We start from the raw sequence: 14,687 nt of genomic DNA on the forward strand, positions 1-14,687 counted from the left end.
GCCGCGTCAGAACTCCAGCACGAGCCTGCCGCGCACTCCCCCGGCTTCGAGGAGGCGGTGGGCCTCGGCGGCCCGGTCGGCGGGGAGGGTGCGGGCCACGCGCAGGCTGAGGACGCCCTCTTCGGCCTGCTTGCCTAGTGCGTCGAGCTTGTCGTGCTCGCGGTGGTAGTCCACGACGAGCACGGGGTGGAACACGACGCCGCGCCCGCGGGTGGCGTCGTCGCCCCGGAAGCCGCGGACCGTGGTGATCCGGCCGCCGTCGCGCACGGCCGGGCCGACCAGCTCGTTCTGCACCGCTCCGTCGGCCAGCGCGTCCACGCCTGCGGGCTCGATCTCGCGGATGCGGTCGGCGACCCCGTCGCCGCGCGGCACGACCGCATCGGCGCCCAGCTCGCGGACCAGCCGCTCGTCCTCGGGAGCGGCGTCGGCGATCACCCGCAGGCCCTCGGCCTTGGCCAACTGGATGATGTAGCCGCCGAAGGCGCCCGCGGCACCGGTGACGGCCAGCGTCGCGCCAGGCTCCAGCGCCATCCGGTCGAGCGCGAGGCGGGCGGTGAGGCCGTTCATGGGCAGGGTGGAGGCGGCGGCGTAGTCGGCACCGGCGGGGATCCGGGCGACCGATTCCGCCGGGACCACCACCTGCTCGCTGTAGGCGCCGTGGGCGCCCCTGGGCACCAGGATCGCCATCACCGCGTCGCCGACGGCGAGGTCGGTGGCGGTGCCGGGCCCGATCTCGTCCACGTCGCCCGCGGCGTCCATGCCCGGCACGTAGCGGGGCGGGGAATCGGCGTACAGGCGGGTGTAGGCGCCGCTGCGGCCGGCGGTGTCGGTGGGGCTGACCGCGGCCGCGCGCACCCGGATCCGGACCTCGCCCGGCCCCGCGTGGGGCTCGTCGATGTCGAACTCCCGCAGCACTTCGGGACCGCCGAACTCGGAAACTCCAATGACACGCATGTCCGCGCACCTACCCGCCGCGAACGCGGGCGACTCCGTGAGATCGGCCGCGGCGCGGGCACCGCCGCGGCGGATGCGCCCACCGCCCGGAGGCACGAAAGGCGGTGCGCGCCCCGCCGCGGCGGCCCAGCGCTACTGCGAGCGCTTCCCCATCCCGCCGGACCGCGACCGCCCGGCGGCGGTCCGGCGCCTGCTCCGTACGCGGGCCGCCGGGTGCGCGTCGCATCCGGTCGGCAGACGTCCGCGGGCGGAAGCCACTGGTGGACCACGGTGTGAAAGCGCTTTCACAACCTGGAAAAAGAGTACGCGCCGGAATAGTTTATGTAAACAACGAATCACACCACGTGTTCCCGTCCCGCGCGGATCCGCCGATCCTGCAACTGCGGTCGCCGTGCGCGGTCGCAGATGACCGCAGCTACAAGGTGATCGGCGCGGGTGTGGCCGCCTCAGCGGCTCATGAACTCCTCGTAGGCCTCCAGGACCTCTTCGGTGGGGCCGTCCATCACCAGGCTGCCGCTCTCCAGCCACAGCACCCGGTCGCAGGTGTCGCGGATGGACTTGTTGCTGTGGCTGACCAGGAAGACGGTTCCGGCCTCGGCGCGCAGCTCGCGGATGCGTGCCTCGGAGCGCTTGCGGAACTTGCGGTCGCCGGTGGCCAGGGCCTCGTCGATCATCAGCACGTCGTGGTTCTTCGCCGAGGCGATCGCGAAGCGCAGCCGGGCGGCCATGCCCGAGGAGTAGGCGCGCATCGGCAGGGAGCTGAAGTCGCCCTTCTCGTTGATCCCGGAGAACTTGATGATGTCGTCGCGCTTCTCGTAGGCCTCCTGGGGCGTCATGCCCATCGCCAGGCAGCCGAGGATGACGTTGCGCTCGCCGCTGAGGTCGTTCATCAGTGCGGCGTTGACGCCCAAGAGTGAAGGCTGGCCGTCGGTGTAGACCCGGCCGCGCTCGGCCGGCATCAGGCCGGCGATGGCGCGCAGGATCGTGGACTTGCCCGAGCCGTTGGAGCCGATCACGCCGATGGCCTCGCCGCGGTAGGCGGTGAAGCTCACACCCTTGATGGCGTGAACCTCGCGCCCTCCCTTGCCGGAACGGCCGGTGAGGCGCCGCAGCGCCCGGGAGGCGCGTCCGCCGCGTGCGGATCCGCCGCCCGCCGCGTCGCCACCGCCCTGCTCCTGCTGCTCCTTGGCGGCGGCGGCCTGCGCGCGCAGCGCGGCCTTGCCCTTTCTGCCCTTGCCCTTGCCGGCGGACACGCCCTGCAGCCGGTAGACGATGTGCAGGTTGTCGACGATGACGGTGGGCTGCCGCTCCTCGTGCTCCTGGGCGGCCTTCTCGGTCTGCTCGGACACCTCAGTCACGCCCATACTCCTCTTCTGCCCGGTAGAAGTAGACGAACCCCGCGACCAGGGAAAGCAGCGCCCAGCCCAGGGCGAGCAGCCACACGTGCGGCGGCAGGTACTGCGCGCCGAAGTTGTGGGTGTTCATCAGGGCATACCGCATGAGGTCGATGTAGACGGCGGCCGGCTGCATGTCGAGGATGACCAGCGCCCACGTGGGCAGGTCGTCGGCCCGCTGCTCCACCATGTAGAGCACACCCGAACCGTACATCCAGACGCGCAGGACGAAGGGCAGCCACTGCGCGGCGTCGCTCACCTTGCTACCCAGGCGGGCCGCCCACATTGCAAGGCCGGTGTTGAACACCAGCTGCAGCGCCAGCACCGGCACGATCAGCAGCCACTCCCAGTCGGGGTAGTTGCCCCGCGCGACGACGATCACGATCAGCACCAGCATGGAGATCACCAGCTGGCGCAGTTTCATGGTGACCTGGGTGAGGGGCAGCACCGCGCGGGGGAAGTGCAGGGCGCGGATCAGCCCGCGCTCGCCCGAGATCGACTTCACCCCGGCCGTCACCGTGTCGCGGGTGAACGTGAAGATGAAGACCCCGGTCACCAGGAACGAGATGAAGTCCTCCACCCCCCGGCTGGTGCCGAGGAGAAGGCCGAAGATCACGTAGTAGACGGCCGCGTTCATCAGCGGAGTGAGGACGAACCAGAATCCGCCGAGCCGTGCGCGGGTGTACTTGGCACTGGAGCGCGCCCTGGCGAACTCGGCGATGAAGTACCGGTGCTCCCACAGCCGGCGGAGGTACTCCGCCAGGCCCGGCCGCGCCCCGCTCACCGAGAGGCCGTACTTGGCCGCCAGCTCCGCGGCTTGGGGATCCGGCCGATCCTTGGTGACTCCGTCTGGTCCCACGCGTTTGCTCACTTCGGGTTTCTCTCAGCAACTAAGGGAGGGCGCCGTGTACCGGGCTAGGGCTCCACCTGCGAAAACACGTCAGAACGAAACCGTTTCGTCGCTCCGATAGAGTAGATCCAATCAGGACAGAACGCAACCGTATCGTCCCTACGTTAGGATGGCCGTGTGTCCGATGCAGAGAAACCCCGGCAGGCGCGCCGCGCGCCCGCGGGCGCCGCTGTTCTGCAGAAGGATGTCACGCTGGCGATCCAGGCGGCCGTCTTCACCGAACTGGCCAAGCACGGGTACGGGCGCTTGTCCATCGAAGCCGTGGCCAGGCGGGCGGGCGTCGGCAAGACCGCAATCTACCGCCGCTGGAGCTCGAAGCTGCAAATGGTCCTCGAGGTGGTCTCGGCGGCCGCGGTGAAGGTGATGCCGGTTCCCGACACCGGAACGCTGAGCGGTGACATACGCGAACTGCTCGACGCGGGCGCCCAGGCGATGCGCCACCCACTGGCCTCGCAGATCGTACCCGACCTTTTGGCCGAAGCGTCACGCAATCCCGACATAGCCGAAACCCTGGAGAACGCGCTGCGCGAGACCCAGCAGGGGGTCAGCGCGGTGATGATCAAAAACGCGGTGGAGCGGGGCGACCTGCCCGCCGACACCGACGCCGAACTCGCCTTCGACATGGTCTTCGGCCCGCTGTACTGGCGGGTGGCCGTCACCCGCAGCCCCGTCTCCAACGACTACCTCGACCGCCTGGCCGAGGGCGCAACGGCGGCCCTGATCGGGGCGCACGGCCCGGCGGCGCACTCGGGCGGCTGAGGATTCCTGCCGGCCCGGCCGAGGGTTCCGGCTGCCGACGCGCAGCGGGCCGGCGCGGGCGGCGCGGGATTCGGGTCGGCGGTCACCGGTTGGTGTGGGTGGATGGCGGGTCGCCCGACGAGAGCGGCGACGGTCGGCGGAGGGCTGGGCCCGCGCGAATCGGTACGGGTGCCCGCCGGTGCCGGTGGACGACGGGGCAGCGAGGACAGCGCGGGGTACAACCGGCGCAAATCGGTCCGGGTGCCCGCCTCTGACCCGCGCAACGGGGCGGCGACGCACCCCGGTGGCGTTCCGGAGATCCACATCACCCGCACACCCGGACCGAAACGCCGTATGCCCGATTTAATTTAACTCACTCTGCCCCCGGTCGCGTCGAGGGTGTCCGTGACGCCACTTTCGGCGCCGAGCGTGGCCCCACAGACACCCTCGACGCGGTGAGCCGGGCACAGAAACGGGGCATCCGGAATACTCGAGGCCGCGATAGGGCGACGAGACGCGCCCCGCGACCACCGGGGCGGCCTCCGGCCGCGCGGCGGGCGATTTCAGGCGCAGAAGCGTCCCGCAATGTCCGGTATGCGGGGGCGCCGGAGCGGCCCGCACGGCCCGGATCGGCGATGATCATGGCGTTTGAAGCGGAATCGGCGTCAAAACCGCTCCAAACGCGCACCTCGTGGCACCCCGGCCGCCTCCGCCCCCCGCCACAGCCGGGCATTCCGGGCAAACATCCCGGATTCCTTCCGCATCCCGGAAACCCTGGGGTTCCGGCGCGCCGAGCAGCCCCACCGCGCGCCATCGGCGGGCATCGTGGCCCCACCCGGAGTGAAATGCCTGAAACGTCCCCGCCCGGGCCGTGTCCCAGGACGGCGGGGGCTGCCGTCCAGGAACCCACCGGGAACCCCGTGGGGCGGCCACCATCGGGGCTGCGGCAATGGGTGCGCCTCGCGAAGCGCGGTCACAGCTTGCCGCCGAGCGCACGCAGCCCGTCCCAGGTGGAGCCGCACCACCGGTGGCGGGCCTCCGAAACAAGGGTGCGCCGTGCGCTCGGCGGCAAGCTGGCGCACCGCGCTTCGCGCAACCCAGCCCCATTGCCGCAACCTCCTGTGGTGACCGACTGCTTGGACACGACAGGGCGGCCCCACCACCGCCTTCGCCGTCCCCGTCACCTGCCGCACCGGCGGGCACCGGGTTCGGTGGGCTCTAGCTCGGCCATCCGCCGCCCTCGCCGCCCCCGTCGGGCGATCCGCCATCCGCCTCCGGCAACCGGTGACCGCCCGGCCCGGACTCCGCTGGCCATCGCCGCCCCGTCGGGTGGGCCACCGGCGAGCACCGGATTCGGTGGTCGCGGTCCCGGCCATCCGGCGGCCGTCGCTGCCTCGTCGGGTGGACGACCGGCGGGCACCGGACCCGATGATCGCCGAACCCGACCATCCGCCGCCCTCGCCGCCCCCGTCGGGCGATCCGCCATCCGCCTCCGGCAACCGGTGACCGCCCGGCCCGGACTCCGCTGGCCATCGCCGCCCCGTCGCATGGGCCACCGGCGGGCACCCGAACCGATCCGCGCGGGCGCAACCCATTACCGCCCTCGCCGCCCTCGTCGCATGCCGCACCGGCGAGCACCCGAACCGATCCGCGCGGGCGCAACCCCGCGCCGCCGTCGCCGCCCCGTCGCGTGGGCAACCCGCGCCCAACTGAACCGATGAGCGCGAACCCTGGCCATCCGCCGCCCTCGCCGCCCCGTCACAAGCCCAACCGGCGAGCACCCGAACCGTTGGACGCAAGCCAGCCCGGCCATCCGCCCACCCTCGCCGCCCTCGTCGCAAGCCCAACCGGCGAACACCGGCACCGGTGATCGCCGACCTCGGACCGACGAAGCGTGCCGCACCTCGCACCCCGATCCCCCAAGCTTGTAACCGTTTCGTTGCCGAAGCCCTTCCGATACACGGAAGGCGACTTCGCGCGGGGCGCACTCCGGCCCACCGCGGCGCTCCGACCGCTATCGGAGCAGCCCGCCGGGAATGTGTCCATTGACACAGCGGCAATCGCGCTGTCACGATTCGGCTACGTGTGGGAGCGCTCCCATACCAGTACCTAAGGCCACCCGGAGGCGAGTCCACCGTCCGTTTCCCCCATCCCATCCCCCTACGTGAGGACTCTCATGAGCCCATCCCCATCCCGTAGCAGGTTCGCTGCGGGGGCGGTCACGGCCGCCTCCGCGCTGACACTGTCCATGCTGGCCGGCGCGCCCGCCGCCCAGGCCGCCGAGCTGGTGACCAACGGCTCCTTCGACAACGGCAAGACCGGCTGGTGGAACACCGAGAACGCACCCGCCGAGGTCGTCGACGGGCAACTGTGCGCCGAGGTGCCGGCCGGCACGGCCAACGCCTGGGACGCCATCGTCGGCCAGGACGGCATCGCCCTGACCTCGGGCGAGTCCTACGAGCTCACCTTCACCGCCACCGCCAGCACCGACGTCTCCGTCCGCGCCCTGGTCCAGGAGCCGGTGGAGCCCTATACCGCGTTCCTGTCCGAGCGCCCCGCGCTGACCTCCGAGGCGCAGACGTTCAGCTACACCTTCACCGCCGACGCCACCCTGGACGACGCCCAGCTCGTCTTCCAGCTCGGCGGCGCCGAGGAGGCCTGGACGTTCTGCCTGGACGACGTGTCGCTGCAGGACGGCGCCGAGCCGCCGGTCTACGAGCCCGACACCGGCCCGCCGATCAAGGTCAACCAGGTCGGCTACCTGCCCGACGGCCCGAAGAACGCGACGCTGGTGACCGACGCCACCTCGGCGCAGCCCTGGACGCTGCACAACGCCGACGGCGAGGCCGTGGCCGAGGGCCAGACCACCCCGCAGGGCACCGACGAGAGCTCCGGCCTCAACGCCCACTCCATCGACTTCGGCGACTACTCCACCGAGGGCACCGGCTACACGCTCACCGTCGGCGAGCACACCAGCCACCCCTTCGACATCTCCGGGAGCGCCTACAAGGAGCTGCGCACCGACGCGCTGTCGCTGTACTACCCCCAGCGCAGCGGCATCGAGATCGACGACTCCCTGATGCCGGGCTACGGCCGCGCGGCCGGGCACGTCGGCGTGGAGCCCAACCAGGGCGACCTCAGCGTGCCGTGCGACCCCGACTACGACCCGTGCGACTACGAGCTGGACGTCTCCGGCGGCTGGTACGACGCCGGCGACCACGGCAAGTACGTCGTCAACGGCGGCATCTCCGCCTCCCAGGTCATGAGCGTCTGGGAGCGCACCACCTACGCCGACACCGCCAGCCCCGGCAAACTGGGCGACGGCAGCCTGCCCATCCCCGAGCAGGGCAACGGGGTTCCCGACGTGCTGGACGAGGCGCGCTGGGAGATGGACTTCCTGATGAAGATGCAGGTACCCGAGGGCGAGGACCTCGCCGGGATGGCGCACCACAAGATCCACGACCAGGAGTGGACCGGGCTGCCGCTCATGCCGGCCGAGGATCCGCAGCCGCGCTACCTGCAGCCCCCGTCCACCGCGGCCACGCTCAACCTCGCCGCCACCGGCGCCCAGTGCGCCCGCGTGTTCGAGCCCTACGACGCCGACTTCGCCGCGCGCTGCCTTGAGGCGGCCGAGAAGGCGTGGCAGGCGGCGCAGGCCAACCCCGACGTCCTGGCCCCCGGCGACAACGGCACGGGCGGCGGCGCCTACAGCGACGACAACGTCTCCGACGAGTTCTACTGGGCCGCGTCGGAGCTGTTCATCACCACCGGCGAGCAGTCCTACGAGGACGCGGTGCTGGGCCACGAGCTGCACACCGAGGACGTCTTCACCGCCGGCGGCCTCAGCTGGGGCTCGGTGGCGGCGCTGGGCCGGATGAACCTGGCGCTGGTCCCCAACGAGCTCGACGACCGGCAGCGCGTGATCGACTCGGTGGTCGCCGGTGCCGACCAGTACCTGCAAACCCTGCGCGACCACGCGTTCGGCCTGCCCTACGCGCCGCCGGACAACGTGTTCGTGTGGGGCTCCAACAGCCAGGTGCTGAACAACATGGTGGTCATGGCCGCGGCCTTCGACCTGACCGGCGACGCCGCCTACCGCGACGGCGTGCTGCAGGGCATGGACTACATCCTCGGCCGCAACGCCCTGGGCCAGTCCTACGTCACCGGCTACGGCGAGAACGCCTCCCAGAACCAGCACAGCCGCTGGTACGCCAACCAGCTCGACGCGGATCTGCCCAACCCGCCCGAGGGCACCCTCGCGGGCGGCCCCAACTCCCAGAGCAGCACCTGGGACCCGGTCGCCCAGGACAACCTGGGCGGCTGCGCGCCGCAGTTCTGCTACATCGACCACATCGAGTCCTGGGCCACCAACGAGCTGACCATCAACTGGAACGCTCCGCTGGCGATCGTGTCCTCCTTCATCGCCGACCAGACCGGCGGCGGCGAACCGCCGGCCGAGGACGAGACCGCCCCCGCGGCCCCGGGCAAGCCCGAGGTCTCCGAGGTCACCTCGTCCGGCGCCACCCTGAACTGGGAGGCGTCGACCGACGAGGGCGGCAGCGGCGTCGCGGGCTACGACGTCTACGAGGTGACCGACGACGCCGCGCGCAAGCTCGGCTCGGCCGAGGACACCTCCTTCACCCTGACCGGGCTGGAGCCCGACACCGGGTACACCGTCCACGTCGTCGCCCGCGACGGCGCCGGCAACGTCTCCGAGCCCAGCCCCACCGCCGCGTTCACCACCGAGCCCGGCGACACCGGCGGGGGCGCCGCCTCCTGCGAGGTCGGCTACAGCACCCAGCAGTGGAGCGGCGGGTTCACCGGGTCGGTGACGATCACCAACACCGGCGACTCCGCGATCCGCGACTGGGAGCTGGGCTTCGAGTTCACCGCGGGCCAGCAGATCAGCCACGGCTGGAGCGCCGACTGGTCCCAGGACGGCGCCGCCGTGACGGCCTCGGCGCTGTCGTGGAACTCCGACATCGCACCGGGTTCCTCGGTCACCGTCGGGTTCAACGGCAGCTGGGAAGGCAGCAACCCCGCACCCGAGGAGTTCACCGTCAACGGCCAGACCTGCGCCTGACGGACACCCCTCCCCCCTCACCGGCCGGTCGCCGCGTTCGCGCGGTGACCGGCCGCGGTCATGCCGGGCCCCGGTGGTGCCCGCACGCCCGCGGGTGCGGGCGTACCGCCGCGGTCCGGGCCGCGGCGGCGTCTCGGGGCGGGGCGGTTCGGGGCGGGGCCGGGCCGGTGAGCGGCAGGGCGACGCACCGTTTCGCGGCAGGGGCCCCGGGTAGGCGGCCGCACCGAGGCGCCGCCGGGTCGCCCGGCCGCGCGCAGGCGTTCGGCGCACGGCGCCCCCGCACGCAGCCGCCTTCGGAATCGGGAGGACACAGTGAAGGCCGTCGTATGGCATGGCGTGGGCGACATCCGGATGGACGACGTCGCCGAACCGGCGATCGAGCATCCCCAGGACGCCATCGTGCAGATCACCACCAGCGCGATCTGCGGGACCGACCTGCACATGGTGCGCGGCACCCTGCCCGGCATGGTGCCGGGGACCGTTCTCGGGCACGAAGGCGTGGGGGTGGTCGCCGAAGTGGGCTCGCAGGTCCGCAACTTCTCACCGGGCGACCGCGTCGTCATCCCGTCCACCATCGGCTGCGGGACATGCAGCTACTGCCGGGCCGGCTACTTCGCCCAGTGCGACAACGCCAACCCCAACGGGCGCCGGGCGGGGACCTCGTTCTTCGGCGGCCCCGAGGGCACCGGCTCCTTCCCGGGCATGCAGGCCGAGCGGGTGCGCGTGCCCTATGCCAACATCGGACTCGTCGGGCTGCCCGACCGGGTCAGCGACGAGGAGGCCATCCTCATCTCCGACATCTTCCCCACCGCCTGGTTCGGGGCCGACATCGCCGACATCAAGCCGGGCCACACGGTGGCGGTGCTCGGGTGCGGACCCGTGGGGCTGTTCGCGATCATCAGCGCCCGGGTGCAGGGCGCCGGTCGGGTGCTGGCCGTGGACGGCGTCGGCAGCCGCCTGGAGCAGGCGCGGGCCCTGCACGCCGAGCCGATCGACTACAACGCCGAGGACCCGGTCGCTGCCATGGTCGAGCTGACCGGGGGCATCGGCCCCGACCGGGTGATCGACGCGGTGGGCGTGGACGCCGAGCGGCCCAAGGAGGGCCCCGCGGCCACCGGTGAGAACGGCTTCGCCCGGGAGCTGGCACAGGTGGCGCCGGAGACCAACCCGCAGGACGGCACCTGGGTGCCCGGCGATGCGCCGTCGATGGCGACCCAGTGGGCGGTGCAGGGAGTCGCCAAGGCGGGGGCCGTCTCGATCATCGGCGTCTACCCGCCGCCGATGACGTCCTTCCCCATCGGCGCGGCGATGAACAAGAACCTCACGCTGCGGATGGGCAACTGCAACCACCGCAAGTACGTCCCCGAACTGGTGCGGATGGTGGCTTCCGGGCACGTCGACATCGAGTCGGTGCTCACCCAGGAGATGGGCTTCGACGACACCATCGCCGCCTACACCGCGTTCGACAGGCGTGAGGCGGGCTGGACGAAGGTGGCCGTCACCACCGTGTGAGGCGTCCGGCGTGCCGCGCCGGCCCGGTGGTGCCGGCGCGGCGCTGCGGCAGGTATGCGGTGCCGGGGTGCGGGCAGTGGGCCCGCATGAGACCAACCACGACACTCGCCGAGGTCGCCTCCGCCGTGGGGCGGGGGCTGCTGGCCGGGGCCGCCGGTACGGCGGCGATGACCGTTTCCAGCACGCTGGAGGCCAAGCTGCGCGAACGCGGGTCGAGCACCACGCCGGCCGACGCGGCCGAGACGGTGCTGGGTGTGCGGCCGCGCGGGGAGCAGGACGAGGAGCGCTTCAGCAACCTCGTCCACTGGGGCTACGGCACGCTGTGGGGGGCCGCTCGCGGCCTCATCGGGCTGGGTTCCGGCACGCGGGGGCTGCGTGCCGGCGCCCTGCACCTGCTGTCGGTCTGGGGAGCCGAGCAGGTCGTCCTGCCCGCCACGGGCGCCTCACCGCCCGGCTGGAAGTGGGGCGCCCGCGAGGTGGCCGTCGACCTGCTGCACCACACGGTCTACGCCGCCGCGACCGGGGCCGCCTACGACCTGCTGGCGAGGGGCGACCGGCGCCGGCGGTAGGCCGTGTCCAAAAGCGGCGGGGGCGCCGCTTCCGAGGCACCCCCCGGTAGCACCTGGGGCGGCCGCCGTCGGGGTTGCGACAACGGGTGCGCCCCGCGGAGCGCGATCCGCCCGCCCGCCAGCCCGCCACCACCCCAGCGGAGACGCTTCGCGCCACGTGCTTGCTTGCCGCCGAGCGCACGCCGAACTCATCGGGCGGAGCCGTGCCATCGGTGGCGTGCGTCCGAAACAAGGGTGCACCGCCGCTCGGCGGCAAGCTGGCGCACAGCGCTTCGCGCATCACAGCCCCATTGCCGCAACCTGCTGTGGTGACCGACTCCCTAAACACGACGCAGCCGGACACCGGGGCGCCGACCGCCCCGGGGCTCAGCAGCCCCCGCCCCCGCCGCCGTCACCGCCGCCGCCTCCTCCTCCACCGCCGTCGCCGCCCGCGGCGCCGCCGCCGTCGACGAAACCCACGCCGAATCCGCCGCCACCACTGCCCCGGTAGGCGGCCCAGTCGTGGCCGCCCCTGTGGGCGCCCCGGCGCGGCCTGCGGGTCGCCGCGGCCCACACGATCAGGCCGACGACGATCACCAGGCCGAGCACGACGACCGTCGGCCCCCACTGCACCAGCAGGCCCAGCACGCCGGTGACGGCGTCCTCCGCCGCGGCCGGAGCAGCCGCCATCGCCGGCACCCCCGCGCCCGGAATCGTCGCACCCATCGGCCCACTCCTTATCGCTGTCGCCAATCGCATGGTGCTTAGATCCCCCGGCACCACCGCGCCGCTCCCCCACCCGCCCGATCGGCCGGTTCCGGCCGTGCGGCAGCCGGCGGCGCGGACGGATAATCGGGGATCCGGCTGAGGCCGACCCATTCCCCCGAGGGCGAGGAGAGGTTCCCGTGGCCGCCAGTGAATGCGTCTTCTGCGCCATCGTGCGCGGCGAGGCGGAGGCCAGCGGCGTTTACGAGGACGACGCCGTCACGGCCTTCATGGACCTCCAGCCGGTCACGCCCGGCCATCTGCTCGTCGTGCCCAAGGCGCACCGGATCGGCTTGGAGGATCTGGAGGAGCCCCTGGGCGCCCGGATGTGGACCGCGGCCCACCGGCTCGCGGGAGCGCTGCGCCGCTCGGGGCTCCGCTGCGAAGGCGTCAACATGTTCCTGGCCGACGGGGCGGCCGCCTTCCAGGAGGTCTTCCACGTCCACCTGCACGTCTTCCCCCGGTTCCGCGGCGACGGCTTCCGGATCGGGGCGGACTGGCGGATCCGCGAAAGGGCGGAACTGGACGAGAGTGCGGCCGCCGTCCGCGGCGGCCTGGCCGCGCCGACGCCGCGCTCCTGAGCCGGGCCGCCGTCGGTCCGGCGGGCGAGACCCGTGCTGTCACGCCGCGGTCGGCGGAGTGAGGACCGCCACTCCGCGGTGGCGGTCACGGCGTTGCGTGTGGGTAGTAGGGGCTCCGGCAGGCGGTGTCGTCGGGAAGCGGAGCGGCATGGGCGGAGCACCGGTGTGGGTCAGCGCGCTGGCTCTGGTCGTCGCGGCGATCGTGCTGCTCGTCATCGGCGGCCCCTTCACCCGCCTGGTGGACCGGCTCGCCGACCGCACCGGCCTGGGCGAGACGCTGGCCGGGATCGTGCTCGTGGGCGCGGTGACCGCGCTGCCCGGCCTGGTCACCAGCATCCTCGGCGCGGCGCAGGGCGACGCGGTCTTCTCCATGAACAACGCGCTGGGCGGGATCGCGCTGCAGACCACCTTCATCGCCCTGGCGGACCTGGTCTACCGGCGCGCGAACCTGGAGCACGCCGCCGCATCGCTGCCCAACCTGCTCGCCCCCATCGGGCTGTCGATCATGCTCGGCACCGTGCTGATCGCCGGGATCGGCCCTCAGTTCGACGTGCTGCAGGTGCACCCGGCCTCGGTGCTGCTGGTCTTCTTGTACCTGTACTGGCTGCGGCTGTCGCGCAAGGTGGGCGCCAATCCGATGTGGCGGGTGACGCCCACCCGCAACACCCGCCGCGACGAACCCGATCCCGCCTCGGAACGGCCCGGGGAGTCCATGGCGGCGATGTGGACGAAGTTCGCCGCGATGGCGGCGGTCGTCTCGGCCACTGGCTACGTCGTCGGCGAGTCCGGGCTGGCGGTGATCCAGCAGACCGGGATGTCGGGCGGCGTGGTCGGCGCCGTGTTCACCGGTTTCATCACCTCGCTGCCGGAACTGGTCACCGTGCTGTATGCCGTCCGGATCCGCGCGCTGCACCTGGCGCTGGGCGACATCATCGGCGGGAACGGCTTCGACGTGCTGTTCCTGTCGTTCAGCGACGTCGCCTACCGCCAGGGCACGGTCTATGGGGCGATGACGCCGCAGGTCATGCTGATGACCGTGCTGGGCATCGTGCTCAATCTGCTCGTGGCGGCCGGACTGATCCGCCGCCAGGAGCACGGCATCGGCTTCGAGGGAGTCGCCATGTTCGCCGCCTATGTGATCGGCGTGGTCTTCCTGGTCTCCATGGGATAGCCGCCCGGCCCCTGCCGGCGCACCGGCCTCAGGCCTCCCGCGGCGCGCCGTCGCCGGCCGGGGCGTCAGCCGCGGCGCCCGTTCCGCCCGCGGCCGGATCGCCGCGCCGTCCCGCGCGGCCGATGATGGCGTCCAGTGCCGCGACGTGCCCGTGGAACGCGGCGTCGCCCTCGTCGGTGATGTCCACGAGGGTGCGCCGCCATCCGCGCCCCAGGCTCTCCTTGCGCACGGTGAGGTATCCGGCCGATTCCAGGGCGGCGAGGTGCTTGGACAGCACGGAGTCGCTGACCCCCAGCTCGTCGCGGATGAACCGGAACTCCACACCGGTGCCCGCCGCGACCATGGCCATGATCGACAGCCGCGTGGAGGCGTGGATGAGCTCGTCGAACCGCGGCTCGGCCACTACTCGGCCCCCGCCGGGCGGCGCGGGCCGAAGCCGATCCGGCCCAGCCAGCGCACGAAGAACCAGGACAGCACCGCCGCGGGGACCGCGGCCGGCATCGGTGCGGCCCACTCCGGCAGATGGCCCTCGATGAGGGTCCTCGCGGCCCAGAACACGCCCAGGATGCCGGCGAGCCAGACCGCGGCCGCCGCCACGCGCCCCGGCGTCCAGACGCGCCGGCGACCGCTCACGCCGCCCCGTGCGGCCCGCCGGATGCCCAATGCGACCGCCAGGAACAGCAGCGCGAAGCCGACTCCGGCCGCCGCCAGGGAGATGCCCGCGCCCAGTTCGAGGCTCGCCAGAACCACGTAGAAACCCAGCGCGTAGAGGAGGTCCATCCACCACCGCGGCCGGTGGCGGCTGAGCTCGCGACCCACCGACTCCTGCCGGCGCCGCACGTCGTCCAGGGCGGCGCGGGCCTCCTGCTCCTTCTCCATCGTGTAGCTCCTTCATGCCGCAACCCACTTTCCAACTTAGAAAGTAGCACGACTTTCCGTGTTGGAAAACGGATGTTCGGTGGGAATTCGCCGCAGGGCGGCCGAGGAGGGCGGCAGGAGCGGAGCGGATGGGGAGGGCGCCCCTCTGCCCG

12 protein-coding genes are annotated in these 14,687 nt (G+C 72.3%); 6 read left to right on the forward strand and 6 right to left on the reverse strand.

The features are described 5' to 3' along the window. Positions 1 to 6: 6 nt before the first annotated feature. The 3 genes from FZ103_RS08150 to FZ103_RS08160 all read right to left on the reverse strand — a co-directional run bounded on the left by FZ103_RS08150 (position 7) and on the right by FZ103_RS08160 (position 3,207). Positions 7 to 954, reverse strand: a complete 948-nt coding sequence (locus FZ103_RS08150; protein WP_155999972.1) for an NADP-dependent oxidoreductase — start codon at positions 952 to 954, stop codon at positions 7 to 9. Positions 955 to 1,400: 446 nt separating this feature from the next. Further along, on the reverse strand, positions 1,401 to 2,318 hold the full coding sequence (locus FZ103_RS08155) for an ABC transporter ATP-binding protein (RefSeq protein ID WP_222936586.1): 918 nt from the start codon (positions 2,316 to 2,318) through the stop codon (positions 1,401 to 1,403). Continuing rightward, positions 2,305 to 3,207: an ABC transporter permease gene (locus tag FZ103_RS08160; RefSeq protein ID WP_343233434.1), complete on the reverse strand. Its 903-nt coding sequence runs from the start codon at positions 3,205 to 3,207 to the stop codon at positions 2,305 to 2,307. Before FZ103_RS08160 ends, FZ103_RS08155 begins: the two co-directional genes overlap by 14 nt. Positions 3,208 to 3,375: 168 nt before the next feature. Here FZ103_RS08160 and FZ103_RS08165 point away from each other — a divergent pair, with 168 nt between their 5' ends. From FZ103_RS08165 to FZ103_RS08180, 4 genes are all read left to right on the forward strand, one after another. Next, positions 3,376 to 4,017, forward strand: coding sequence for a TetR/AcrR family transcriptional regulator (locus tag FZ103_RS08165; RefSeq protein ID WP_186355989.1), 642 nt, complete (start codon positions 3,376 to 3,378; stop codon positions 4,015 to 4,017). Positions 4,018 to 6,172: 2,155 nt separating this feature from the next. Continuing rightward, positions 6,173 to 9,079 carry a glycoside hydrolase family 9 protein gene (locus FZ103_RS08170; RefSeq protein ID WP_155999973.1) on the forward strand — a complete coding sequence of 969 codons (2,907 nt, stop codon included), beginning with the start codon at positions 6,173 to 6,175 and terminating at the stop codon, positions 9,077 to 9,079. A 312-nt stretch (positions 9,080 to 9,391) separates the two neighbouring features. After that, entirely contained in the window at positions 9,392 to 10,591 is a 1,200-nt protein-coding gene (locus FZ103_RS08175; protein WP_186355990.1) for a zinc-dependent alcohol dehydrogenase, read from the forward strand. A gap of 86 nt (positions 10,592 to 10,677) precedes the next feature. After that, positions 10,678 to 11,160, forward strand: a complete 483-nt coding sequence (locus FZ103_RS08180) for a hypothetical protein (RefSeq protein WP_155999974.1) — start codon at positions 10,678 to 10,680, stop codon at positions 11,158 to 11,160. A 366-nt stretch (positions 11,161 to 11,526) separates the two neighbouring features. Here the strand turns inward: FZ103_RS08180 and FZ103_RS08185 are convergent, their stop codons facing one another. Next, the gene (locus FZ103_RS08185) at positions 11,527 to 11,865 is read right to left on the reverse strand and encodes a hypothetical protein (protein ID WP_155999975.1); all 339 of its coding nucleotides are present in this window, start codon (positions 11,863 to 11,865) and stop codon (positions 11,527 to 11,529) included. Between the two features lie 179 nt (positions 11,866 to 12,044). Between FZ103_RS08185 and FZ103_RS08190 the strand changes: the two genes are divergently transcribed. Then, positions 12,045 to 12,485 carry an HIT family protein gene (locus tag FZ103_RS08190; RefSeq protein ID WP_186355991.1) on the forward strand — a complete coding sequence of 147 codons (441 nt, stop codon included), beginning with the start codon at positions 12,045 to 12,047 and terminating at the stop codon, positions 12,483 to 12,485. A gap of 148 nt (positions 12,486 to 12,633) precedes the next feature. Further along, a complete protein-coding gene (locus tag FZ103_RS08195; RefSeq protein ID WP_155999977.1) occupies positions 12,634 to 13,656 on the forward strand; it encodes a sodium:calcium antiporter in 1,023 nt (340 codons plus the stop codon). A 28-nt stretch (positions 13,657 to 13,684) separates the two neighbouring features. Here the strand turns inward: FZ103_RS08195 and FZ103_RS25420 are convergent, their stop codons facing one another. Then, the gene (locus FZ103_RS25420) at positions 13,685 to 14,059 is read right to left on the reverse strand and encodes a transcriptional regulator (RefSeq protein ID WP_186355992.1); all 375 of its coding nucleotides are present in this window, start codon (positions 14,057 to 14,059) and stop codon (positions 13,685 to 13,687) included. Then, positions 14,059 to 14,535: a hypothetical protein gene (locus tag FZ103_RS25425; protein WP_186355993.1), complete on the reverse strand. Its 477-nt coding sequence runs from the start codon at positions 14,533 to 14,535 to the stop codon at positions 14,059 to 14,061. Before FZ103_RS25425 ends, FZ103_RS25420 begins: the two co-directional genes overlap by 1 nt. Positions 14,536 to 14,687: the final 152 nt, after the last annotated feature.

It is taken from the genome of Streptomonospora sp. PA3 (assembly GCF_009728995.1).
In the GTDB taxonomy this organism is placed as follows: Bacteria; Actinomycetota; Actinomycetes; order Streptosporangiales; family Streptosporangiaceae; genus Streptomonospora.